The following is a 20,184-nucleotide window of genomic DNA, read 5'->3' on the forward strand; positions in this document are numbered from 1 at the left end:
GCGCATTCACACATTCACAATAGCGCGGCCATGAACGCCACGACGCCCGCCTCCGCCCCTGCCTCCGCCCCTGCCTCCGCGCCCCGCCCCATCCGCACCGCCGCCACGCTGGTCGTCCTGCGCGACGGCAGCGAAGGCCTCGAAGCCCTGATGTTGCGCCGGGCCGAGAAAGCGAATGACCAGAACAGCGGCGCCAGCGTCTTCCCGGGCGGCGTGGTCGATGCGCACGACCGCCATCTGCATCCGCTGTGCGCGGGCCTCGACGATGCCGCGGCGAGTGCACGCCTCGCGGTGCCCGAAGGCGGGCTCGACTTCTACGCGGCCGCGATCCGCGAGTGCTTCGAGGAAGCCGGCCTTCTGTTCGCGAGCGATGGGGCGAACCTTCCGGTCCGGCTGATCGACCTGCCCTCAGGCGAACTCGCCGCGATGCGCGATGCCGCCGAGCAGGGCACCGGCGCGCTGCTCGCCATGTGCGACCAGCACGGCTGGCGCCTGGCCGGCGACCGCGTCGTCTACTTCGGCCACTGGCTCACGCCGCCCGGCATGCCGCGCCGCTTCGACACGCGCTTCTTCGTCGCGCTGATGCCCGCCGGGCAAGAGGTGCACCCCGACGGCCGCGAGACCGTCGAACACATGTGGCTGCGCCCGGCCGACGCACTGGACCCCGCGCGCAGCTTGAAGCTGATGAACGTGACGCGGCGCGTGCTGCAGCAGCTCGATGTCTTCCAGCGCGCCGACGAATTCATGGCGCATGCGCGGCAGCTGCGCGAGATTCCGCTGAACATGCCGAGGCTCGCGGACGGCCCCGAGGGCCGCCGTGCGGTGAACATCGAGGAGCCCGCGTATGACGAGATCGGCCGCCTCGATCCCGAGGGCCGCGGCGATGCGCGCTATGCGCTCGAGGCGGGCCTCGTCACGCGGCTGTCCGACAGGGTGATTCGCGTGGTGGGCGGCGCCGGTGACAACAGCTATCTCGTCGGCGGATCGGAAGGCTGGGCATTGATCGGCCCCGCGCCGCTCGAGGACGCCCTTCGCGCCGCCGCGCCCGGCCCCGTGCGTTGGACCGTCACGGCGCAATCCGACTGGCCCGGTGGCACGCTCGACCTCGGCGGCGCCACGCTTCAGATGTTGATGAGCGGCAACGGCGGGCCGAGCTTCCTGCTGGTCGAAGAGCGCATGCTTTTCACGGGCACCAACGTAGCTGTCACTGGCAAAAACGACGCCATCGATTGGATCGCCCCGTCACAAGGCTTCATCCACCGCCCGCGCGCAGCGTCGCATGCGGATGCAGCGGGTGCGCCAGCGTATCGGCGATGAGCCGCAGCGCCTGATCGCACTGCTCCCGCGACATCGGCCCACCGAGGCAGATGCGCACCGCATCCGGCGGATCGCCATCGGTGGAGAACGCCGCGCTCGCCACCACGCCCACGTTCTGCGTGCGCAGGTACGAGGCGAACTCCACCGGGCTCCACCCCGGCGTGAGCGGCAACCAGGCATGGAAACCTTCGGGATGCGCCTGCAGCCCGCTGTCGCCCAGGTGGCGCATCGCGAGCAGTTGTCGCGCCACCGATTCGGCGCGCACGGCCTGCAGCATCGCCTCGGTGGTGCCGTCTTCCACCCACAGCGTCGTGAGCGCATTGGTGATCGGCGAGGCCATCACGGTGGTGGCGCGCATCGCGCCCGCGAGGCGCTGCGATTGCACCACCGTCGGTGAGCACACATACGCGCTGCGCAGCCCCGCGCCGAAGCATTTGGAGAACCCGCTCACGTAGTAGGTGAGCGCGGGCGCGAGCGTGGCGATGGCGCTCGGCGTCTGGCGCGGCAGCATGCCGTAGGCGTCGTCCTCGATGATCGGAATGGCATAGCGCAGCGCCACGTCCGCCAGCGCCTCGCGCCGTGCGCGCGACACCGTGCCGGCGGTCGGGTTCAAGAGCGTCGGGTTGCAGTACAGCGCCTTGGGCTTGAGCGTCTTGCAGGCGTGCTCGAAGGCATCGGCGATCGGGCCGTCGTCGTCCAGCTGCAGTGCGTGCAGCTGCACGCCCAGCTGCGCCGCGATGGCCTTCACGCCCGGGTAGGTGAGCGACTCCACGCAGATCAGCTCGCCCGGCCGCGCGAGCTGCGAGAACAGCGCCGTGAGCACGCCGTGGATGCCGGGGCACACGAGGATGCGGTCCACGCCCGCATGCGGCACGAACGGCCGCAACCACTGCATCGCGACCTCGCGGTCGTGCGCGGTGCCGCCGAAATCCTGGTAGCGCAGCAGGTCGTGGAAATCGATCTCGGCGAAGGCGCGGCTCGCGCTCTCGTGCAGCCGCGCCATCAGGTGTTCGTCGTCGGGCTCGGGCGGCATGTTCATCGTCATCTCGGCACCGCTGCCGCCGCGCAGGCGCAGGCTCGGGCTGCCCGAGCGGATGAAGGTGCCGGTGCCCGCGCGCGAATCGATGAGCCCGCGCTTGCGCGCCTCGGCATAGCCGCGCGCCACCGTCGTGTAGTTGAGCTCCAGGTCGGCCGCCAGCTCGCGCAGCGTGGGCAAGCGGTCGCGCACACCGAGGCGCCCGGTCTTGATGTCGTCGGCGATCAGCTCGGCCAGCAGCAGGTAGGCGGGCCTGTCGCTGTTGCGCAGCTGCTTCTTCCAATGGGCGGTGATGGTCGTCATCGTGCGGAGTTGATTGCATCCATTGATTGCATCTGGCCACCGATCAACATGCATGAATCGCGCCCGGCCCAGAGCGTGGGCGCAGGGGCCGGATGCTTCAATCAGGTGCGATCAACCCCATTGATCGGGTGCATTGATCGCATGGCGGATGCGTCGTCCCGGTGCAAAAACCGGTCGTTGAGCGGCCTGCGCATCCGCCTTTGCGGTCGCCTGAAATTTTTTTATCCGCACGCGGGCCGCACCGCTGCGCATTGATCGCGCGTTGATCGCACGGACCGGCCCGGACGCTGGCACATCGCCTGCGAAGGAAAAGACACGCAAGACCTGCGTGTCCAACCACCCAACCGGAGTCCCCCATGCCCAAAGTCACCCGCCCGCGCAACGAGAAAGGCGAGTTCCTCGTCGACTACGAAGAGAAGGTGTTCGAAGACGTCAAGGCCGAGCCCGGCGAGAAGGCGCTCGTCACCTTCCACACCGTGGCCTTCGAAGGCTCCATCGGCTTCGTGAACCTGCTGCAAGCGACGCGCCTCCGCCGCAAGGGCTACGAGACCTCGGTGCTGCTCTACGGCCCCGGCGTGACGCTGGGCGTGCAGCGCGGCTTTCCGACGCTGGGCGACGAGGCCTTTCCGGGCCACCAGAACTTCAACAAGCAGATCAGCAAGTTCATGGAAGAAGGCGGCAAGGTGTATGCCTGCCGCTTCGCATTGCAGGCGCTGTACGGCCACGGCGAAGGCGCGCTGATCGAGGGCATCAAGCCGATCAACCCGCTCGACGTGCTGGACTTGGTGCTGCTGCACAAGAAGGCCGGCGCAGTGATCCTCGATACCTGGACGCTGTAAGGCAGGACCCCGGCGATGGCTTCCACACCCCGCATCGTGCGTGCCGCGGCGATCCAGATCGCGCCCGACTTCGAGCGCCCCGACGGCACGCTCGACCGGGTGTGCAGCGCCATCGACGAGGCTGCTGCCAAGGGCGCACAACTCGCGGTGTTCCCCGAGACCTTCGTGCCCTACTACCCTTACTTCAGCTTCGTGCTGCCGCCCGTGCTGCAGGGCGCGCCGCACCTGCAGCTGGTGGAGCGCGCGGTGGTCGTGCCCGGCCCCGTCACGCAGGCCGTGGCCGAGCGGGCGCGCGCGCGCCACATGGTGGTGGTGCTCGGCGTGAACGAGCGCGACCACGGCAGCCTCTACAACACGCAGTTGGTGTTCGATGCCGACGGCACGCTCGCGCTCAAGCGCCGCAAGATCACGCCGACCTATCACGAGCGCATGGTCTGGGGCATGGGCGACGGCGCGGGCCTGAAGGTGGTGGACACCGCCATCGGTCGCGTCGGCGCCCTCGCCTGCTGGGAGCACTACAACCCGCTCGCGCGCTACGCGCTGATGGCGCAGCACGAAGAGATCCACTGCGCGCAGTTCCCCGGCTCGCTGGTCGGCCCGATCTTCGCGGAGCAGATGGAAGTGACCATCCGCCACCACGCGCTCGAATCGGGCTGCTTCGTGGTCAACGCCACCGGCTGGCTCACCGACGAGCAGATCCGCTCGGTCACGCCCGATGCCAACCTGCAGAAGGCACTGCGCGGCGGCTGCCACACGGCCATCGTGTCGCCCGAGGGAAAACACCTCGCGCCGCCGCTCACCGAGGGCGAAGGCATGGTGATCGCCGACATGGACATGGCGCTGATCGCCAAGCGCAAGCGAATGATGGATTCGGTCGGCCACTACGCGCGGCCCGAGCTGCTGTCGCTCGCCATCAACGACCGGCCGGCTCAGACGACCGTGCCGATGCATCTCACGCAACCCCAACCCCCAACCCTCGCGCCACGGAGCCCCGACCATGACCACCACGACGACACAGCAGCAAGACAGCCGGCAACTGATGACCGAGCTCCAGTCCTTCGGGTTGCGGCTGGTTGATCCTTCGGCGGGCGTGGCCAGCCGCCGCGGCGGCGCGGGCCCTTCGGATCACAAGGCGGTGACGGTGGACGGCCACACGATCATGGTGCCGGTCCACACCTCGACCGCGTGGCACTCGCCGTTCACCGCCGAAGCACCCAATGCGCAGGGCATGAGCCGCGTGATGCGCGGCGCCATTCCCATCGCGAGCATCAGCTTTCCGAAGCAGCCGCGCTTCTACGCGATGCAGACCTTCGACGGCGTGCCCTACTCGCACATCGCCACGCTGCACGGCAGCGACGTGCTGGCCACCACGGTGCTGCAGACCTGCATCCGCTACGAGAGCCGCAAGAAGAGCTGCAAGTTCTGCGCGATCGGCCAGTCGCTCGCGGCCGGCCGCACCATCGCGCGCAAGACGCCCGAGCAGCTTGCCGAAGTGGCGCGCGCGGCCGTGCTGCTCGATGGCGTCAAGCACATGGTGATGACCACGGGCACGCCCAACGCCACCGACCGCGGCGCGGCCATCCTCTGCGAGAGCGCCTTCGCGATCAAGGCCGCGGTCGACATCCCGATACAGGGCCAGTGCGAGCCGCCCGACGACGACCAGTGGTTCCACCGCATGAAGGCCGCGGGCATCGACACGCTCGGCATGCACCTCGAAGTGGTGACGCCCGAGGTGCGCGAACGCCTGATGCCGGGCAAGGCGAGCGTGCCGGTCTCGCGCTACATGAGCGCCTTCGAGGCGGCGGTGGGCGTGTTCGGGCGCGGGCAGGTCAGCACCTACATCCTGGCCGGCCTGGGCGACACGCGCGAAGCCATCCTCGACACCTGCGACCAGTTGCTCCTGCGCGGCGTGTACCCCTTCGTCGTGCCCTTCGTGCCGATCAGCGGCACGCCGCTCGAAGACCATCCCGCGCCCACACCCGACTTCATGAAGTCGCTGCTTGCGCCGCTCGGCGAACGCGTGGTGGCCGCGGGCCTGCGCTCGGCCGACATCAAGGCCGGCTGCGGCAAGTGCGGCGCGTGCTCGTCGTTGTCGATATACGAAAAAGAAAGCGAAAGCTGACCATGCTGTGCATCGACGACCTGAGCGAACTCGACCTGCACTACGCGCCCGTCGAGTACCTCGTGCGCGAGGCCGCGCAGCAGTGGGAGCGCGACGAGGCGATGGCGCTGCGCCGCGCGGTGTTCTGCATCGAGCAGGGCATCTTCGTGCGCGACGACCGCGATGCGACCGACGACCGCTCGCAGTTGCTCGTTGCGATGTCGTGCAACGGCGGCATGCCCGAGCAGGTGGTGGGCACGGTGCGCATCCACCGCGGCGAAGCGGAGGGCGAATGGTGGGGCTCACGCCTCGCCGTGCATCCGGCCTTTCGCAGCCAGGGCCACCTGGGCGTGACGCTGATCCGGCTGGCCGTCGCGCGCGCCAACGCGCTGGGCTGCGTGGCCTTCTTCGCGCAGGTGCAGATGCAGAACGTGCCGCTGTTCCGCAAGATCGGCTGGCAGCTGCTCGAAGAAACCACCGTGCACGGCCGGCCGCATGCGCGCATGCAGGCCGACCTCGATTGGTACCCGCCCTGCCACGACCCGGTGAGCGGCTTCGTCACGCGCGCCAAGGTGATGGCATGACGAACAACAACGTCCACGAGATCGCCGAAGCCCTGCGCGCCACGCGTGGCTTCGCCCACAAGCGCGACATCAGCGACGTGGTCTCCGCACTCGGCCGGTCGCTGCCCGGCGGCCATGCGGCACTCGCGCAGGCCGTGCCCATCGGCGACGACTGCGCCGCCATGCCCGACGGCCACGGCGGCTACCTCTTGTTCGCCATCGAGGGGCTGGTCGAAGACTTCATCGTGCGCATGCCCTGGTTCGCGGGCTACTGCGGCGTGATGGTCAACGTGAGCGACATCTACGCCATGGGCGGACGGCCGACGGCCGTGGTCGATGCGCTCTGGAGCACCGGCATGAACCCGGCCGATGACGTGCTGCGCGGGCTGGCGGAAGCGGCGGTGCGCTATGGCGTGCCCATCGTGGGCGGGCACAGCAACAACCGCAGCGAGCGTCCGCAACTCGCCGTGGCGATCCTCGGTCATGCGCGCAAGCTGCTCACCAGCTTCGACGCAAAGCCCGGCGACCTGCTGGTGATGGCGGCCGACTTGCGCGGTGCGTACGAGGAGCCTTTTCCGTACTGGAATGCATCGACCACCGCGCCGGCCGCGCGGCTGCGCGCCGACCTCGAAGTGCTGCCCGCGCTGGCCGAAGAGGGCCTGTGCTGCGCGGCCAAAGACATCAGCATGGCCGGCGCGGTGGGCACGGCGATGATGCTGCTGGAGTGCTCGGGCGTCGGCGCACGCATCGACATCGACGCGTTGCCGCGGCCGGACGGCGTGCCGCTGATGCGCTGGCTCTCGTCCTTTCCAAGCTACGGCTTCGTGCTGAGCGTTCCGCCCGCGCAGGTCGCGCCGGTGCTGGGTCGGTTCGCCGCGCGCGACATCGCCTGCGCGGTCGTCGGCGAGGTCGATGCGACGCGACAGGTGCGGCTGCAAGCGGGCGGCGACCAAGCCCTGTTGTGGGACTTCGGCAGCGACGCGTTCATCCAGCCGCATACGCCCTCCGAGCGTGCGGAGGCGGTGTATGTCTGAGTCCGAAGGGCCGGCCCCACCCACCTGAAAGAGACACGCCCATGCCCGTGATGCACTTCCACGTGCGCTGGCCCGATGCCAGCGAAACGCGTTGCTACTCGCCCTCGTCCGTGGTGCAGGAGTTCTTCGCGCCCGGCCAGCGCTATGCGCTCGGCGACTTCCTGCAGCGCAGCCGCGACGCACTCGCCATGGCCTCCGAACGCGTGCGCGCCAGGTACGGCTTCGCGTGTTCGCAAGCCATGGACCAACTCGCCGAGATCGAGCGCATCGCCACCCGCTTCACCGGCACCACCGATGCCGAAGTCACCGTCGTCGCCTTCGACTGACACCCCACATCCAGAGAGAGAGAAAGAAAGAAGACCCCCATGTCCTATCCCTACGGCGGACGCAGCCACTACAGCGTCGTCATCGTCGGCGGCGGCCAGGCCGGCCTGTCGCTCAGCCACTGCCTGCAGCAGCGCGGCATCGACCATCTCGTGATCGAGAAGCGCAGCCTCGTGCACAGCTGGCGCACGCAGCGCTGGGATTCGTTCTGCCTCGTCACGCCCAACTGGCAGTGCCAGCTGCCGGGCTGGGGCTACATCGGCAGCGACCCGCACGGCTTCATGGTCAAGGACCAGATCAACGACTGGCTCGCCGGCTTCGTTGCGCAGGTGAAGGCGCCGGCCATCGAGGGCGTTACCGTCGAGCGCGTCTCGCGCGTACCGGGCACGGGCGAGCGCGACCGCTTCCTCGTGCAGACCGACACCGGCCTCTACACCGCCGACCAGGTAGTGGTGGCCTCGGGTGGCTACCACCGCCCGATCGTGCCGCGCCTGGCCGAAAAGCTGCCGGCCACCGTCGCGCAGTACCACTCGGCGCAGTACCGCAACCCGGCGCAACTGCCCGAGGGCGCGGTGCTGGTGGTGGGCTGCGGCCAGTCGGGCGCGCAGATCGCCGAAGACCTGCACCTGGCGGGCCGCAAGGTCCACCTGGCCACCGGCAACGCGCCGCGCTGCGCGCGCTTCTACCGCGGCCGCGAGGTGGTCGACTGGCTCGCCGACATGAAGTACTACGACATGCCCGTCACCGAGCACCCGCTGCGCGAAGGCGTGCGCGACAACACCAACCACTACGTGACCGGCCGCGACGGCGGGCGCGACATCGACCTGCGCCGCTTCGCGCGCGAAGGCATGGAGCTCTATGGCCTGCTCAGCGGCTTCGACGGCGGCAGCTTCGAGCTGCAGCCCAACCTGCGCGAGAACCTCGACAGCGCCGACGCCACCTACAACCGCATCAACGCATCGATCGACAAGTTCATCGCCGCGCAGGGCCTCGAAGCGCCGCCGCCCTCGGTCTACGCGCCCGTGTGGGAGCCGGCGGAAGAACGCACGCGGCTCGACCTCGCGGCGGCGGGCATCGCGAGCGTGGTCTGGTGCATCGGCTTCTCGCCCGACTTCGCCTGGGTGGATGCGCCCGTCTTCAACGGTCGTGGTGCACCGGTGCACCGACGCGGCGTGACGAACGAGCCGGGCCTGTATTTCCTCGGCCTGCCGTGGCTGCACACCTGGGGATCGGGCCGCTTCTCGGGCGTCGCGCGCGACGCGGAGTTTCTTGCGGAGGCGATCGAAGAGAGAAAGACGGGGTTGCGAGAGGGCGCGATGGAGGCGTCGGCGCCTCTCGCGCTGCGCGCCGCCTAGGTCAGGCCTGCTGCGCCTCGGTCAGCGCCTGCGCGGCCACCACCGCCTCCGTCCGGTTGCGCACATTCAACGCCCTGAAGATCGCAGCCAGATGGATCTTCACCGTGCCCTCGCTGATGCCGAGACTGCGCCCGATCAGCTTGTTCGGCTTGCCCTGCGAGAGCAACTGCAGCACCTCGACCTGTCGCTCGGTCAGCACGCTGCGCAGATGCTCGAGCGTCTGGCCGGCGCCACCGCCGCGCGTCAGCACCTCGGCACCGCCGACCTGCGGTGCCACGCCGGCCACGATGCCCGGCGGCAGCGCCGTCAGCATCATCGGCGGCACGTACACGCCACCCGCCAGCACCAGGCGCACGGCCGAGAGCATGACTTCCGGTGAGTAAGCTTTTGGAATGAATCCAAGAACGCCGCGCTCCAGCGCGCTGCGCATGATGGCCGGGTCTTCGTAGCCCGACAGCACGATCACCGGCACAGCCGGATGGCGGCGCCGGATTTCGTCGATGTGCGCCTGGCCGTCCGCGCCGGGCATGTTGAGATCGATCACGGCCAGGTCGAGGTCGTCGTTCGCGCCTGCAAGCAATTCGTCGACGCTCATCGCCAGAACGAATTCGATGCCGGGCTCGAGCTCCGACAACTTGGCTTTGACCGCCTCGATGACGAGCCGGTGGTCGTCGGCGATCAGGATTTTCATGGCTTGGTTCCGTTGTTCCAGCTGCGTGGAAGTCAGCGATTGCCGAAGATAACGGCGATTGCCCCGCACAGCAAGGCCGCCCGGCCCCACCAACGGCATAGACCCCAAGCGGTATGGCGCCCGCCGGGACCCCTTTGGAAGAATGAACTTCCACTCGAAGGAACCGGGGACATGGGCATGTGCCATCGATGCAGACGCCGGTGCAAGACATCCTTCGCAATGCACTACTGAGCGGGCACGTCCATGGCCCGGCTGCTCGACTGTTTCTCGACCTTCATCTCGTTCGGCCTCGCGCTGGACGCCTCCATCACGGCCGGCCGGCCCGCACTCTCGCATGACGCAGCGCAGCAACAGGCGCGCCGCCTGCTCGATGCGGCGCGCGCGCAGGCCGAAGCATCCGGCACGCCCGCGGTGCAAGTCGAATCGGCGGTGTTCGCAATGGTGGCGTGGATCGACGAGATCCTCGCGCGCCACCCCGGCGCACAGGTCAGCGCCGCACCGCTGCAGGTGCAGCTCTTCAACTCCAACAACGCGCACAGCGAGTTCTTCCATCACCTCTCGGCGCTGACCGCGCAGGACGACGAGGTGCGCGAGGTCTACTGGCACGCGCTCGCGCACGGCTTCAAGGGCCAGTACTACTTCGAGGACGGCGACCACGGCGAACTCGGCAAGCTCAAGGACCTGCACGGGCGCCAGCTGCGGCTCAAGCCGTTGCCGCTCGGCAGCCTGGTGCAGGACCACATCACGCCCCAGCCCTACGGCGTCGCCGACCCGCGCGGCCCCAACGACACCCACCGGCGCGACCGCGCACTGCTGCGCGCGAGCGCGGCGCTGGCGCTGCTGCTGCCCCTGCTCTACCTGCTGTGGCTCATGACCTCCGGGCCTGCGACGACCGCGACCGCACTGACCCAGCGCATCGACCAGCACCTGCAGAGCTACGCCTGCGCCGACCTCTCGGCCTCGGTCGGCAAGGACGGCCACACGCAGGTGAGCGGCTTCGTCTCGCTGCCCGAGGACGTGCCGCGCGTGGCGCGCGAAGTGAGCGCGATGCCGGGCGTGAACTCGCCGCGCTTCGACATCGGCCTGCGCGTGTGGCCGCACTGCGAGGTGTTCGCCATCCTCAAGCCCTACCAGGCGCGCAACCAGGAGAAGCACTACGGGCTGGACATCGACGCGCCCACGGCCCGTAACCACCAGCTGCGCGAAGGCGACAACGTGCGCGTGCAGGTGGGCGCGCCGCGGCACGACAGCTACATCTGGGTCGACTACTACACCGTCGACGGCTCGGTCATGCACCTGAACGCCGGGCAGGCGCCCACACCGCTGCACGCCGGCGCCACGCTGGAGATGGGCCGCGACATCCCCTCGAGCTGGCTCGTGAGCCCACCGTTCGGCAGCGTGCTGATCACGGTGCTCTCGGCGCCGGTGCCGTTCACCGAGACCTTCGACCGCCCGCCGTTCGAGCTCGCCTCGGCCTACCTGCTGCGGCTGCGCGAAGCGCTCGCGGCCAGCAAGAACAGCGAGCGGCTGATCGCCGATTTCGTGTTCCTCGAAACGGTCTCGCGATGACCGCGCTGCTCTCGCCCGCACACTTCTTCTGGGCACTGCTCGCGCTTTGCCTGCTCGGCTTCGGGCTGCTGTACGCCATGGTGCATGACGCGGGCCGCAGCGCGCGGCGGCGTGCCTTGCTGCGGCGCATCGAGACGCTCGATGCGCCGGTCGACGAGACGGCCGTCGAGGCCCTGCGCGATTCGATGGCGCGCGCGCGCCAGGCGCTGCGGCAGACGCCGCGGCCCGCACGTTCGTCGCACGCACCGTCGGCGCCCGTGCCGTGGTTTTTGTTCCTCGGCGATGCGGCGGCCGACCTGCCCGGACTGCTGGCCACCGCTCATGGCAAGCCCCTCGCGCGGCCCGACAGCGAAGTCGACGACGAGGCCTGCTGGCGCTGGTGGCTGACGGGCGCGGTGGCCGCCATCGAGGTGCAACCCGCCGCGGTCGGCGACACCGCCGGCGCGCCGCGCACGCGCGGCCTGTGGCTGCAAGCGCTGCTGGCGCTGGCCGAGCGGCGCGACCGCCTGCCGCTCAACGGCGTGGTCGCGTGCTTCTCCGCGAGCGAACTGCTGCTGGCCGATGCCGACAGCCTGCGGCCCCTCGCCGCGAAGATGCGCCGGCTGCTCGACGAGGCGGGCGACACGCTGCGCCTGCAGTTGCCCATGTACCTCGTCGTCACCGGCCTGGAGCACCTGACAGGCTACGCCACGCTGCGCGGCGCACTGCCGCCCGAGGTGCTGGCGCAGGCGCTGGGTCATCGCCTGCCGGACCCGTTCGCCGCGCCCAACGCACCGGCCGGCGATCGGCTCGATGCCCTGTTCGACCCCATCGCGGCGCAACTGCAGAGCCTGCGCATGGCCCTGCTGCGCGATCAGCACGGGGCCGCGGCGCGGCTTGCGATCCATGGCTTCGTGGAAGCGGTGCAGGGGTTGCAGCCCGCATTGCGCGAGGTGGCGGAGGTCTTGTTCGAGAGCCACGGCAAGGGCTCGCGCGCGCCGCGCTGGCGCGGCCTCTACTTCACGGCCGCCGCATCGGATGCAAGTGGCGGGGCCTTCGTGACGGATCTCTTCGAGCGCTTCCTGCCGGCCGATCAACCCTTGGTACGGCCGGGACGTCCGTCGAACACGGCGTCAACATTGCCATGACTCGCAACACGCAACGGAAATTCCAGGAACACCGCGGAACCGGCTTTGCCGGGCCGCAGGTGTTGCCCCCGGTAGGGGGTTGGAGAAGCGACACGAAGTGCGCGCAGCCTGGGGGCGAGCTATTTGTTTTCGATGCGGATCTGGCGCGCGCCGAAGTTGACCGTGAGCGTCTGCGGCTTGCCCGTGGTCACCGGCACCACTTCGCGCCAGCGCGCGCGGTCGAGGTCGCGGAACGCCGCCATCACGGCGATGGACTTGGCATCGGCCGGCAGCGTGAGGTCGAGCTTCTTGCTCTCGCCGGGGCGCAGCAGCATTTCTTCGCGCTGCACGAGCTCGGCGCCGAGCGTGGCCTGGTCTTTCTCGAACAGCGAGAAGAAGTCGGCGCCCTCGAAGGGTCCGGGCGACTTGAGCGCATACACGCGCACCGTGAGCGGCGAGGCGCGGCCGCGCGCATCGGGGTTGGCATCAGCGCCGGCCACGAGCGTGATGCTCACCGGCGTGACCACCGGTTTGCTCGCGCAGCCAGCGAGGGTAAGTCCTGCCAGACCCGCAATTGCGAGCCCGAGACCCGCCACGCGGCGCCGCGATGCCGCAGCGAAGAAGCCTTCATAGGACGAATGGTGTGTACCCAGCGTGCGCATGCTATTCCCTTCGTTGCATTGACCGGTCCTGACGCATCTTTGATTATCACCAGCGAACTCGAACAGGCAACATGCTGACTCACGAACTTGTAGAAGCACTGCTCACGCCGATAGGCGAGGCATCGCCATGCGGGGACGATCTGGAGTACGACGCGGACTTCACCGCGCTCACCACGTCCGCGCAGGGCAAGCCCGAACAACAGTTCGGCGACACCGTCATCCCGGCGGTGGAGCCGGAGTGGCGCCAGGTGGCCGAGCAGTCCGATGCGCTCCTGCGCAGGAGCAAGGACGTGCGTCCCGCGGTGCTGCTGCTGCGTGCCTCCACGCGCCTGCAGGGCATCACCGGCTTCGTTGCCGGGCTCGAATTGCTCACCGGCCTGCTCGACCGGTTCTGGGAAGGCATACATCCAAAGCTCGATGCCGACGACGACAACGACCCGACCATGCGCCTGAACGCGCTGGCACCGCTGGGCGACGAGTCGATGGTGCTGAAGGACCTGTACGACGCACAGGTCGGCATGGCGCCCGGCGTGGGCGCGATCCGCGTGCGAGACATCGCGGTGGCCAACAACGCATTGAACGCGGTGGGCGGCGAAGCCACCTATTCGCCGGCGCAGATCCAGGGCGGCCTCGAGGCGCTGCACGCCGAGCGGCCCGAGCTGATCCAGGCCGCGCTCGGCGTGCCGGGCCTGGTCGAGAAGCTGCAGGCCCTCCTGGTCGAGCGCACCGGCCGCGGCGACGTGATCGACCTGACCCCGCTGCGCACCATCGGCCGCATGCTGCAGAAGGCCTGCAGCGCCGCCATCGGCTTGCCCGATGAAGCCGAGGCCGAAGGCGCGGGAGGCGATGGCTCGCAGGCCGGCGGCGCACCGCGCGCCGCCGCCGCGCGCGGCGAAATCCTGAGCCGGCAGGACGCACTGCAGACGCTGGACCGCGTGATCCGCTTTCTCGAACAGACCGAGCCCGGCAACCCCGCGCCGCTCCTGATCGACCGCGCCAAGAAGCTCATCGGCGTGAGCTTTCTCGAAATCATGGCCAACCTCGCGCCCGGCGCGCTGGACACGATCGAGACCGTGACCGGCAAGCGCTCGTCCGAATAGCCACCGCCTTCTCCCCTCTTTCATTTTTCCTGTTGATCGAACCGCCCCATCTACCCCCGCAAGGAGCATCGCCATGGCCAAGAGCAGTCAGAAATTCATCGCCCGCAACCGGGCGCCACGCGTGCAGATCGAATACGACGTCGAACTCTACGGCGCCGAGAAGAAGATCCAGCTGCCCTTCGTGATGGGCGTGCTGGCCGACCTGTCGGGCAAGCCCGCCGATCCGCTCGCGCCCGTGGCCGACCGCAAGTTCCTGGAGTTCGACGTCGACAACTTCGACTCGCGCATGAAGGCCATGAAGCCCCGCGCCGCGTTCGCGGTGGAGAACTCGCTCACCGGCGAGGGCGAACTCAAGGTCGAGCTCACCTTCGAGAACATTGAAGACTTTTCGCCCGCCGCCGTGGCCCGGAAGGTCGGCGCGCTCAACAAGTTGCTCGAAGCACGCACGCAGCTGTCCAACCTGGTGACCTACATGGACGGCAAGAACGGCGCCGAGGAGCTGCTGGCCAAGGTGCTGGAAGACCCGGCCCTGCTGCAGTCGCTGGCCGCCACCGCCAAGCCCGACGACGCCGCCAAGCCGGCCGCCTGAATACCCACACAGCCCCAACGCCTGACACACCGGTACACGAGGAGAAACCACCATGGCCGAAGCACTCGAGCAGAGCGCACTCAAGGACGTTGCCTATGCGGGCAGCGACTTTTCGTCGCTCCTTCAGAAGGAATTCAAGCCGCGCAGCGACGAAGCCAAGAGCGCCGTCGAAGCCGCCGTGCTCACGCTCGCGCAGCAGGCGCTGAGCAACAGCACCGTCATCGGCAAGGACGTGACCAAGTCGATCCAGGCCATGATCGCCGCGATCGACGCCAAGCTGACCGACCAGGTCAACAAGATCATTCACCACCCCGACTACCAGAAGCTCGAGAGTGCGTGGCGCGGCCTGCACTACATGGTGAACAACACCGAGACCGACGAGCACCTGAAGATCCGGGTGATGGACATCTCGAAGGTGGATCTCGCCAAGAGCCTGAAGAAGTTCAAGGGCGCGGCCTGGGACCAGAGCCCGATGTTCAAGAAGATCTACGAGCAGGAATACGGCCAGTTCGGCGGCGAGCCGTTCGGTGCGCTGGTGGGCGACTACCACTTCGACCAGAGCCCGCCCGACATCGAACTGCTGGGCGAAATGTCCAAGATCGCGGCCTCGGCGCATGCGCCCTTCATCACCGGCGCGAGCCCCAACCTGATGCAGATGGAGTCGTGGCAGGAGCTCGCGAACCCGCGCGACCTGACCAAGATCTTCCTCACGCCCGAGTACGCCGGCTGGCGCTCGCTGCGGGATTCGGACGACGCCAAGTACCTGGGCCTGTGCATGCCGCGCTTCCTGGCGCGCACGCCCTACGGCGCCAACACCAACCCGGTGGAAGAGTTCGACTTCGAGGAGGACACCGCCGGCGCCGACCACACCAAGTACGCCTGGGCCAACGCCGCGTATGCGATGGCGACCAACATCAACCGCTCGTACAAGCTCTACGGCTGGGGCTCGCGCATCCGCGGCATCGAGTCGGGCGGCGCGGTGGAAAACCTGCCGCTGCACACCTTCCCGAGCGACGACGGCGGCGTGGACCAGAAGTGCCCGACCGAGATCGCCATCAGCGACCGGCGCGAAGCCGAACTCTCCAAGGCCGGCCTGCTCTCGCTCATTCACCGCAAGAACTCCGACTTCGCGGCCTTCATCGGCGCCCAGTCGCTGCACAAGCCCGCCGAATACGACGACCCGGACGCCACGGCCAACGCCAACCTGGCCGCGCGCCTGCCCTACCTCTTTGCCTGCAACCGCTTTGCGCACTACTTGAAGTGCATCGTGCGCGACAAGGTCGGCAGCTTCAAGGAGCGCGACGACATGCAGCGCTGGCTCAACAAATGGATCATGAATTACGTGGACGGCGATCCCGTCAACTCCTCGGAAGAGACCAAGGCCCGCAAGCCCCTGGCCGCGGCCGAGGTGGTGGTGGAAGAGGTCGAGGGCAACCCCGGCTACTACACCTCCAAGTTCTTCCTGCGCCCGCACTACCAGCTCGAAGGCCTCACGGTGTCGCTGCGGCTGGTGTCCAAGCTGCCCTCGGCCAAGGGCGGCAAGTAACGAAGGCATATGCCTTCGGAGGGCCTTTGAAAACCCGGCCCTCTGCTCGTTCTCTTGATAGCTCCCGGGCACCAACGCTTAGGCACCGCACGGAAGCCCTTTTTCTCTGACTCACACACAACTGAAAGGTAAGCATCATGGCTGCAGACATGTTTTTGAAGCTCGAAGGCGTCGACGGTGAATCCAAGGACGATTCGCACAAGAAGGAAATCGACGTTCTCGCCTGGAGCTGGGGCGCCAGCCAGTCCGGCACCGGCCACGTGGGCGGCGGTTCGGGCGCCGGCAAGGTGAGCGTGCAGGACGTCTCGATCACCAAGTACGTCGACTCCGCCTCGCACCTGCTGCTCCTGGATTGCTGCAATGGCCAGCACATCAAGAAGGGCACGCTGGTGGTCCGCAAGGCCGGCGCCACGCCGCTCGAATACATCAAGCTCACGATGGAAGACATCCTGGTGAGCAACGTCCACACCGGCGGCAGCGGCGGCGAAGACCGCCTGACCGAGACCGTGACGCTGAACTTCTCGAAGTTCAAATACGAGTACACGCCCCAGAAGGCCGACGGTTCCGGCGACGGCACCAAGGAAACCGGCTGGGACATCGCGGCCAACAAGAAGGTCTGACGCGCTTCTCCGGCTGCGCAAGAAAAAAGCGGCCGGGGGCCGCTTCGACCTTTTCAGCCGGAGACACGCGATGGCAACACTCAACGCCAAGGTCCTTCAGTGGGCCAGCGCACAGGTCGGCAAGCAGATCGGCGCGGGCGAATGCTGGGACCTGGCCAACAAGGCCTTGCTGCAGGCCGGCGCCGGCACCTCGTCGGACTTCGGCCCGATGGGCGCCGACGACGACTACATCTGGGGCGACGAAGTCGCCCTCAAGGATGCGCTGCCCGGCGACATCCTCCAGTACCGCGACTACGAGATGACGACGACCACCACGACCGACGTCACCTTCTCCGACGACTCGGGCTGGGTCGACGCCCCCTTCGTGACGGTCGGCCACCCGCACCACACCTCGGTCCTTTCGAAGAACCCGGGCACCGGCGCCATCACGGTGCTGGAGCAGAACCACAAGGGCAACAAGGAAGCGGTGCGCTCCAGCACGATCCGCTGGAAGAGCAGCTCGACCTCGACCACCACCCGCAAGCAGATGAAGCGACAGGACAACGGGAAGATGGAATCGGCCCTCGTGGTGGTCACGGTGGACGTGACCGTGAGCGGCACGCTCAAGGCCTACCGGCCCAAGAAGCCGTAAGAAGGAGAGGGAGGGCATCACGCGCCTTGAGGGGCAGGCTGTGGCGAGCCTTGCGCCCCCTTGCGCACAGGGTGAACAGACCCTAGTCCTCCGATTTCCCGGGCGCCGCCGACGGCTCGTCGATCGGCGCCGGCATCGTCACTTCCTCCACCGCCGGCAGCAGCCGCGTCGCATCGTCTTCCTCGTCGGGAATCACCCAGAGCGTGAGTGCGGTGTAGTTGTCGTGCCCCGGCTTGGCATGCGCCTTGATCTGCGTGTCCAGTTGCTCGGTCCACTGGCTGGGCGTGCGCGAGGCATGCAGCGTGTCGACCAGGCACTCGTCGCCCAGTGGCTCCCACACGCCGTCGCTGCACAGCAGCAGCACATCGCCCGGCACGAGGCGCATGCGGTCGGACACCGTGATGTCGGGCGCCTCCTCGATCGAGCCGAGCGCCGACAGCAGCATGTTGCGCTGCGGATGCAGGCGCGCGCCCTCCTCGTCGAGCATGCCGCCCGCAACCATCTGCTGCACCAGGCTGTGGTCGGTGGTGCGCGCCACGATGGCGCCGCCGCGGAACAGGTAGGCGCGGCTGTCGCCGCTGTGGACCCAGGCGAGCGCCTGGTTCTCGAGATCGATCGCCGCGAAGACGATGGTCGAACGCATGCCGGCCAGCTTGCCGCCTTCGGCCTGGCGCGCCACCACGTCGCGGTTGGCCTGCTCGACCAGCGTGCGCAGGGTGAACTCGTCCAGCCCCGGCGCCGCCGAGAAGCCGCCCAGCACGCTGCTGCGCGCCGTGGCCGCCGCCACATCGCCGCCGCCATGACCGCCCGCGCCATCGGCCACCAGGCAGGCGACATAGCGCTCGTCATGCCAATGGCCATGGACGTCTTCGTTGTAGGTGCGGCCGCCCTGTCGGGACAAGGTGACGATTTCGATTTCCAAGCGGGGTGCCTCGCGTGTGCTGGTGTTGTTGTGGTTGCGACCGAGGTCGTCGTTCTTCTCTTGTTTTTTTCTTACTGTCCGTCTGACTTCAGGCGCGCCATCTGCTCTTCGTAGGCTTCGAGAAAGGCCTTGCCGAAAAGGTTGTGGAAATCGTCTTCCGCCTCGCTCGCGATGCCGCCGTAGAGCGCCACGAACTGGTCCCAGAGCTTGGCCTTGCGGTTGGCGGCGAAGATGGCGTCGAGCGCCGACTTCGCGCTGATCTTCTTCTCGAGCTCCCCGGGTTCGAAGCGCGTGATGACATGCGCCAACGCCGCGCGCATGCCCACCATCACGCCGAACTGGTGGGCGCGCAGGTCGTTGAAGGCATCGCGCATCGCGGCCTCGGGCGGCATGAAGCCGCGCACGCCGGGCCCCAGCAGGTGCGCGAGCGCCACTTCCACTGTGGGCGAGAACTTGAGCGGGTTGTTGGCCTGCGCCGCGATCATCGTGACCTCGGCGCGCACCTCGCGCTTGAACTCCTGGCGCGTGAGCAGCAGCTGCAACGTGCCCTCGGTGGCGCTGCGCAGCATCGAACCGATGCGCTCCATGAGGCCGGGCGTGAGCATCTCGGGCGGCTGGTGCGTGCTGGCGAGGCCGCGCAGGAAGGCGGCGAGCAGCTCGTCGTCGGTGGCGATGCGTTCGGCGCGAGGCGCGGCCGGTGCGGGCGCGCGTTGAACGGGAGGTGGCGGTGGTGGCGGCAAAGGAGGCAGTGGCTCCAGCGGCTTGCTGCCAAGCTCGGGGCCACTGATGCGGATCGGCTGGCCCGTGATGTCGTCGAACTGCGGCAGCACCTCTGCGGGTGCTGCGGCCACCGGCGCGGGCGCTGGTGGTGGAGGCGGCGGTGGCGGAGGAGGTGGTGGCGTCACCTCCTTCGGCGGTGTGAAGCCGAACTGGTCGATCGGCAAGTGGTCGGAGCGCGGTGTCGGCGTGGACGGTGCCGCGCTCTGCAACGCGGCGAGCGGGTCCGCGGACGAAGCCGTGTTCGGCTGCAGCAGCGGATCGGCCAGCGGCGACAGCGCGAGCGGGTCGCCACCGATGCCGCCGCCGCTCCCCATGCCACCGAACAGCTCGTCGATGCCGGACGCCTTGCCGTGCGCGGGCGGCACGCCGAGGTCGGAGAAATCGTCGAGCGCGCCGATGCCCGCGGCCGGCGCGGAGCTCGGCGTGGGCCCAAGCAGGTTGGCGAACGGATCGACCTGCGCAGCCTGCGCATTGCGGGAGCCGGTTTCCATCGGGTCGGGGAACAGCAGCGAGTCGGCACTGGCGGGCGCCGCGGCCTTGTTGGCGCCGGACCCGGCTGCGGGCGCAGGTGCTGGCGGCGAGCCGAGCCCCGCGAGCAGGTCGGCGAAAGGATCGTCGCTCGTGCTCGCGGCCGGAGCGGCACCGGCCGGCGCCGACATGACGGTGTTGGGAATCGCCAGCGACGGCGGGGGCGCTGCCGCCGTGGCGGCCGTCATGCGCACGCTGAGCTCGAAGCTGCCGACCACCAGCCGCGCGCCGTCGGTGAGCGGCGCTTCCTTGCCCGACCCGAGCGACACGCCGTTGCACTGCAGCGGATTGCTGCCGCGGTCGATCACGAAGTACTGGCCGTCGCGGCACAGCACCTGGGCATGCACGCGCGAGACCGTGCGATCCGGATCGTCGAGCACCAGCGTGTTGGTGTCGGCCCGGCCGATGGTGCCCCCGTTGGGCCCGAAGTCGGCGGCGATGGGCTGCCCCGCCGGAGCGCCTTGCCGGGTGATGACAGCGATATGGATCATGAATCGGCCCCCGAGGCTCTAGGCCTTTCTATCCCGGACACAGCCCGCGCACGCACGGACGTGCACGGGCGAAAAAA

General features: G+C 68.5%; 20 protein-coding genes. 15 read left to right on the top strand and 5 right to left on the bottom strand.

Features of this window, described 5'->3' with window-relative positions; translation table 11 throughout:
- Positions 1–30 precede the first annotated feature (30 nt).
- Complete coding sequence (locus NU688_RS20410; RefSeq protein WP_257862621.1) at positions 31–1,317, top strand: NUDIX domain-containing protein; 1,287 nt, start codon at positions 31–33, stop codon at positions 1,315–1,317.
- Here NU688_RS20410 and NU688_RS20415 read toward each other — a convergent pair.
- A complete protein-coding gene (locus tag NU688_RS20415; protein ID WP_257862622.1) occupies positions 1,253–2,656 on the bottom strand; it encodes a PLP-dependent aminotransferase family protein in 1,404 nt (467 codons plus the stop codon). The genes NU688_RS20410 and NU688_RS20415 overlap by 65 nt on opposite strands.
- A gap of 356 nt (positions 2,657–3,012) precedes the next feature.
- Here NU688_RS20415 and NU688_RS20420 point away from each other — a divergent pair, with 356 nt between their 5' ends.
- From NU688_RS20420 to NU688_RS20450, 7 genes are read left to right on the top strand one after another with little or no spacing between them, the layout of a single operon-like run.
- Positions 3,013–3,495 carry an MSMEG_0572/Sll0783 family nitrogen starvation response protein gene (locus tag NU688_RS20420; RefSeq protein ID WP_257862623.1) on the top strand — a complete coding sequence of 161 codons (483 nt, stop codon included), beginning with the start codon at positions 3,013–3,015 and terminating at the stop codon, positions 3,493–3,495.
- A gap of 15 nt (positions 3,496–3,510) precedes the next feature.
- Positions 3,511–4,572 carry a Nit6803 family nitrilase gene (locus NU688_RS20425; protein WP_257862624.1) on the top strand — a complete coding sequence of 354 codons (1,062 nt, stop codon included), beginning with the start codon at positions 3,511–3,513 and terminating at the stop codon, positions 4,570–4,572.
- On the top strand, positions 4,535–5,617 hold the full coding sequence (locus NU688_RS20430) for an MSMEG_0568 family radical SAM protein (protein ID WP_257862834.1): 1,083 nt from the start codon (positions 4,535–4,537) through the stop codon (positions 5,615–5,617). The genes NU688_RS20425 and NU688_RS20430 overlap by 38 nt, the downstream gene beginning before the upstream one ends.
- A 2-nt stretch (positions 5,618–5,619) precedes the next feature.
- Positions 5,620–6,180, top strand: a complete 561-nt coding sequence (locus NU688_RS20435; RefSeq protein WP_257862625.1) for an MSMEG_0567/Sll0786 family nitrogen starvation N-acetyltransferase — start codon at positions 5,620–5,622, stop codon at positions 6,178–6,180.
- On the top strand, positions 6,177–7,193 hold the full coding sequence (locus NU688_RS20440; RefSeq protein WP_257862626.1) for a sll0787 family AIR synthase-like protein: 1,017 nt from the start codon (positions 6,177–6,179) through the stop codon (positions 7,191–7,193). Before NU688_RS20435 ends, NU688_RS20440 begins: the two co-directional genes overlap by 4 nt.
- A 41-nt stretch (positions 7,194–7,234) precedes the next feature.
- Entirely contained in the window at positions 7,235–7,519 is a 285-nt protein-coding gene (locus tag NU688_RS20445; RefSeq protein ID WP_257862627.1) for an MSMEG_0570 family nitrogen starvation response protein, read from the top strand.
- 39 nt (positions 7,520–7,558) lie between these two features.
- Positions 7,559–8,872 (top strand): MSMEG_0569 family flavin-dependent oxidoreductase, encoded by a 1,314-nt coding sequence (locus tag NU688_RS20450; protein WP_257862628.1) that lies wholly within the window; start codon positions 7,559–7,561, stop codon positions 8,870–8,872.
- 1 nt (position 8,873) lies between these two features.
- Here the strand turns inward: NU688_RS20450 and NU688_RS20455 are convergent, their stop codons facing one another.
- The gene (locus NU688_RS20455) at positions 8,874–9,563 is read right to left on the bottom strand and encodes a response regulator transcription factor (protein ID WP_257862629.1); all 690 of its coding nucleotides are present in this window, start codon (positions 9,561–9,563) and stop codon (positions 8,874–8,876) included.
- A gap of 243 nt (positions 9,564–9,806) precedes the next feature.
- Here NU688_RS20455 and NU688_RS20460 point away from each other — a divergent pair, with 243 nt between their 5' ends.
- Positions 9,807–11,132, top strand: a complete 1,326-nt coding sequence (locus NU688_RS20460; protein WP_257862630.1) for a DotU family type IV/VI secretion system protein — start codon at positions 9,807–9,809, stop codon at positions 11,130–11,132.
- Positions 11,129–12,259, top strand: coding sequence for a type VI secretion system protein (locus NU688_RS20465; protein WP_257862631.1), 1,131 nt, complete (start codon positions 11,129–11,131; stop codon positions 12,257–12,259). Before NU688_RS20460 ends, NU688_RS20465 begins: the two co-directional genes overlap by 4 nt.
- Positions 12,260–12,378: 119 nt before the next feature.
- Here the strand turns inward: NU688_RS20465 and tssJ are convergent, their stop codons facing one another.
- Complete coding sequence (gene tssJ / locus NU688_RS20470; protein WP_257862632.1) at positions 12,379–12,900, bottom strand: type VI secretion system lipoprotein TssJ; 522 nt, start codon at positions 12,898–12,900, stop codon at positions 12,379–12,381.
- Positions 12,901–12,971: 71 nt separating this feature from the next.
- Between tssJ and tssA the strand changes: the two genes are divergently transcribed.
- From tssA to NU688_RS20495, 5 genes are all read left to right on the top strand, one after another.
- Entirely contained in the window at positions 12,972–14,000 is a 1,029-nt protein-coding gene (tssA, locus tag NU688_RS20475) for a type VI secretion system protein TssA (RefSeq protein WP_257862633.1), read from the top strand.
- A 73-nt stretch (positions 14,001–14,073) separates the two neighbouring features.
- Positions 14,074–14,589 carry a type VI secretion system contractile sheath small subunit gene (tssB, locus tag NU688_RS20480; protein ID WP_257862634.1) on the top strand — a complete coding sequence of 172 codons (516 nt, stop codon included), beginning with the start codon at positions 14,074–14,076 and terminating at the stop codon, positions 14,587–14,589.
- Between the two features lie 52 nt (positions 14,590–14,641).
- Positions 14,642–16,135, top strand: coding sequence for a type VI secretion system contractile sheath large subunit (tssC, locus tag NU688_RS20485; protein ID WP_257862635.1), 1,494 nt, complete (start codon positions 14,642–14,644; stop codon positions 16,133–16,135).
- 137 nt (positions 16,136–16,272) lie between these two features.
- Positions 16,273–16,755: a type VI secretion system tube protein Hcp gene (locus tag NU688_RS20490; protein WP_257862636.1), complete on the top strand. Its 483-nt coding sequence runs from the start codon at positions 16,273–16,275 to the stop codon at positions 16,753–16,755.
- Between the two features lie 70 nt (positions 16,756–16,825).
- Positions 16,826–17,386, top strand: coding sequence for a hypothetical protein (locus tag NU688_RS20495; RefSeq protein ID WP_257862637.1), 561 nt, complete (start codon positions 16,826–16,828; stop codon positions 17,384–17,386).
- An 82-nt stretch (positions 17,387–17,468) separates the two neighbouring features.
- Here the strand turns inward: NU688_RS20495 and NU688_RS20500 are convergent, their stop codons facing one another.
- Together NU688_RS20500 and tagH are read right to left on the bottom strand one after the other, a co-directional pair.
- Positions 17,469–18,308: a PP2C family serine/threonine-protein phosphatase gene (locus tag NU688_RS20500; RefSeq protein ID WP_257862638.1), complete on the bottom strand. Its 840-nt coding sequence runs from the start codon at positions 18,306–18,308 to the stop codon at positions 17,469–17,471.
- A gap of 71 nt (positions 18,309–18,379) precedes the next feature.
- Complete coding sequence (gene tagH, locus NU688_RS20505) at positions 18,380–20,107, bottom strand: type VI secretion system-associated FHA domain protein TagH (protein ID WP_257862639.1); 1,728 nt, start codon at positions 20,105–20,107, stop codon at positions 18,380–18,382.
- Positions 20,108–20,184: the final 77 nt, after the last annotated feature.

The sequence above is a fragment of the Variovorax sp. ZS18.2.2 genome (genome assembly GCF_024701975.1).
Taxonomy (GTDB): Bacteria; Pseudomonadota; Gammaproteobacteria; order Burkholderiales; family Burkholderiaceae_C; genus Variovorax.

Coding starts and splice junctions, on each gene's coding strand:
- NU688_RS20410 (WP_257862621.1), top strand. CDS start 31: ATGAACGCCACGACGCCCGCCTCCGCCCCTGCCTCCGCCCCTGCCTCC.
- NU688_RS20415 (WP_257862622.1), bottom strand. CDS start 2,656: ATGACGACCATCACCGCCCATTGGAAGAAGCAGCTGCGCAACAGCGAC.
- NU688_RS20420 (WP_257862623.1), top strand. CDS start 3,013: ATGCCCAAAGTCACCCGCCCGCGCAACGAGAAAGGCGAGTTCCTCGTC.
- NU688_RS20425 (WP_257862624.1), top strand. CDS start 3,511: ATGGCTTCCACACCCCGCATCGTGCGTGCCGCGGCGATCCAGATCGCG.
- NU688_RS20430 (WP_257862834.1), top strand. CDS start 4,535: ATGACCGAGCTCCAGTCCTTCGGGTTGCGGCTGGTTGATCCTTCGGCG.
- NU688_RS20435 (WP_257862625.1), top strand. CDS start 5,620: ATGCTGTGCATCGACGACCTGAGCGAACTCGACCTGCACTACGCGCCC.
- NU688_RS20440 (WP_257862626.1), top strand. CDS start 6,177: ATGACGAACAACAACGTCCACGAGATCGCCGAAGCCCTGCGCGCCACG.
- NU688_RS20445 (WP_257862627.1), top strand. CDS start 7,235: ATGCCCGTGATGCACTTCCACGTGCGCTGGCCCGATGCCAGCGAAACG.
- NU688_RS20450 (WP_257862628.1), top strand. CDS start 7,559: ATGTCCTATCCCTACGGCGGACGCAGCCACTACAGCGTCGTCATCGTC.
- NU688_RS20455 (WP_257862629.1), bottom strand. CDS start 9,563: ATGAAAATCCTGATCGCCGACGACCACCGGCTCGTCATCGAGGCGGTC.
- NU688_RS20460 (WP_257862630.1), top strand. CDS start 9,807: ATGGCCCGGCTGCTCGACTGTTTCTCGACCTTCATCTCGTTCGGCCTC.
- NU688_RS20465 (WP_257862631.1), top strand. CDS start 11,129: ATGACCGCGCTGCTCTCGCCCGCACACTTCTTCTGGGCACTGCTCGCG.
- tssJ (WP_257862632.1), bottom strand. CDS start 12,900: ATGCGCACGCTGGGTACACACCATTCGTCCTATGAAGGCTTCTTCGCT.
- tssA (WP_257862633.1), top strand. CDS start 12,972: ATGCTGACTCACGAACTTGTAGAAGCACTGCTCACGCCGATAGGCGAG.
- tssB (WP_257862634.1), top strand. CDS start 14,074: ATGGCCAAGAGCAGTCAGAAATTCATCGCCCGCAACCGGGCGCCACGC.
- tssC (WP_257862635.1), top strand. CDS start 14,642: ATGGCCGAAGCACTCGAGCAGAGCGCACTCAAGGACGTTGCCTATGCG.
- NU688_RS20490 (WP_257862636.1), top strand. CDS start 16,273: ATGGCTGCAGACATGTTTTTGAAGCTCGAAGGCGTCGACGGTGAATCC.
- NU688_RS20495 (WP_257862637.1), top strand. CDS start 16,826: ATGGCAACACTCAACGCCAAGGTCCTTCAGTGGGCCAGCGCACAGGTC.
- tagH (WP_257862639.1), bottom strand. CDS start 20,107: ATGATCCATATCGCTGTCATCACCCGGCAAGGCGCTCCGGCGGGGCAG.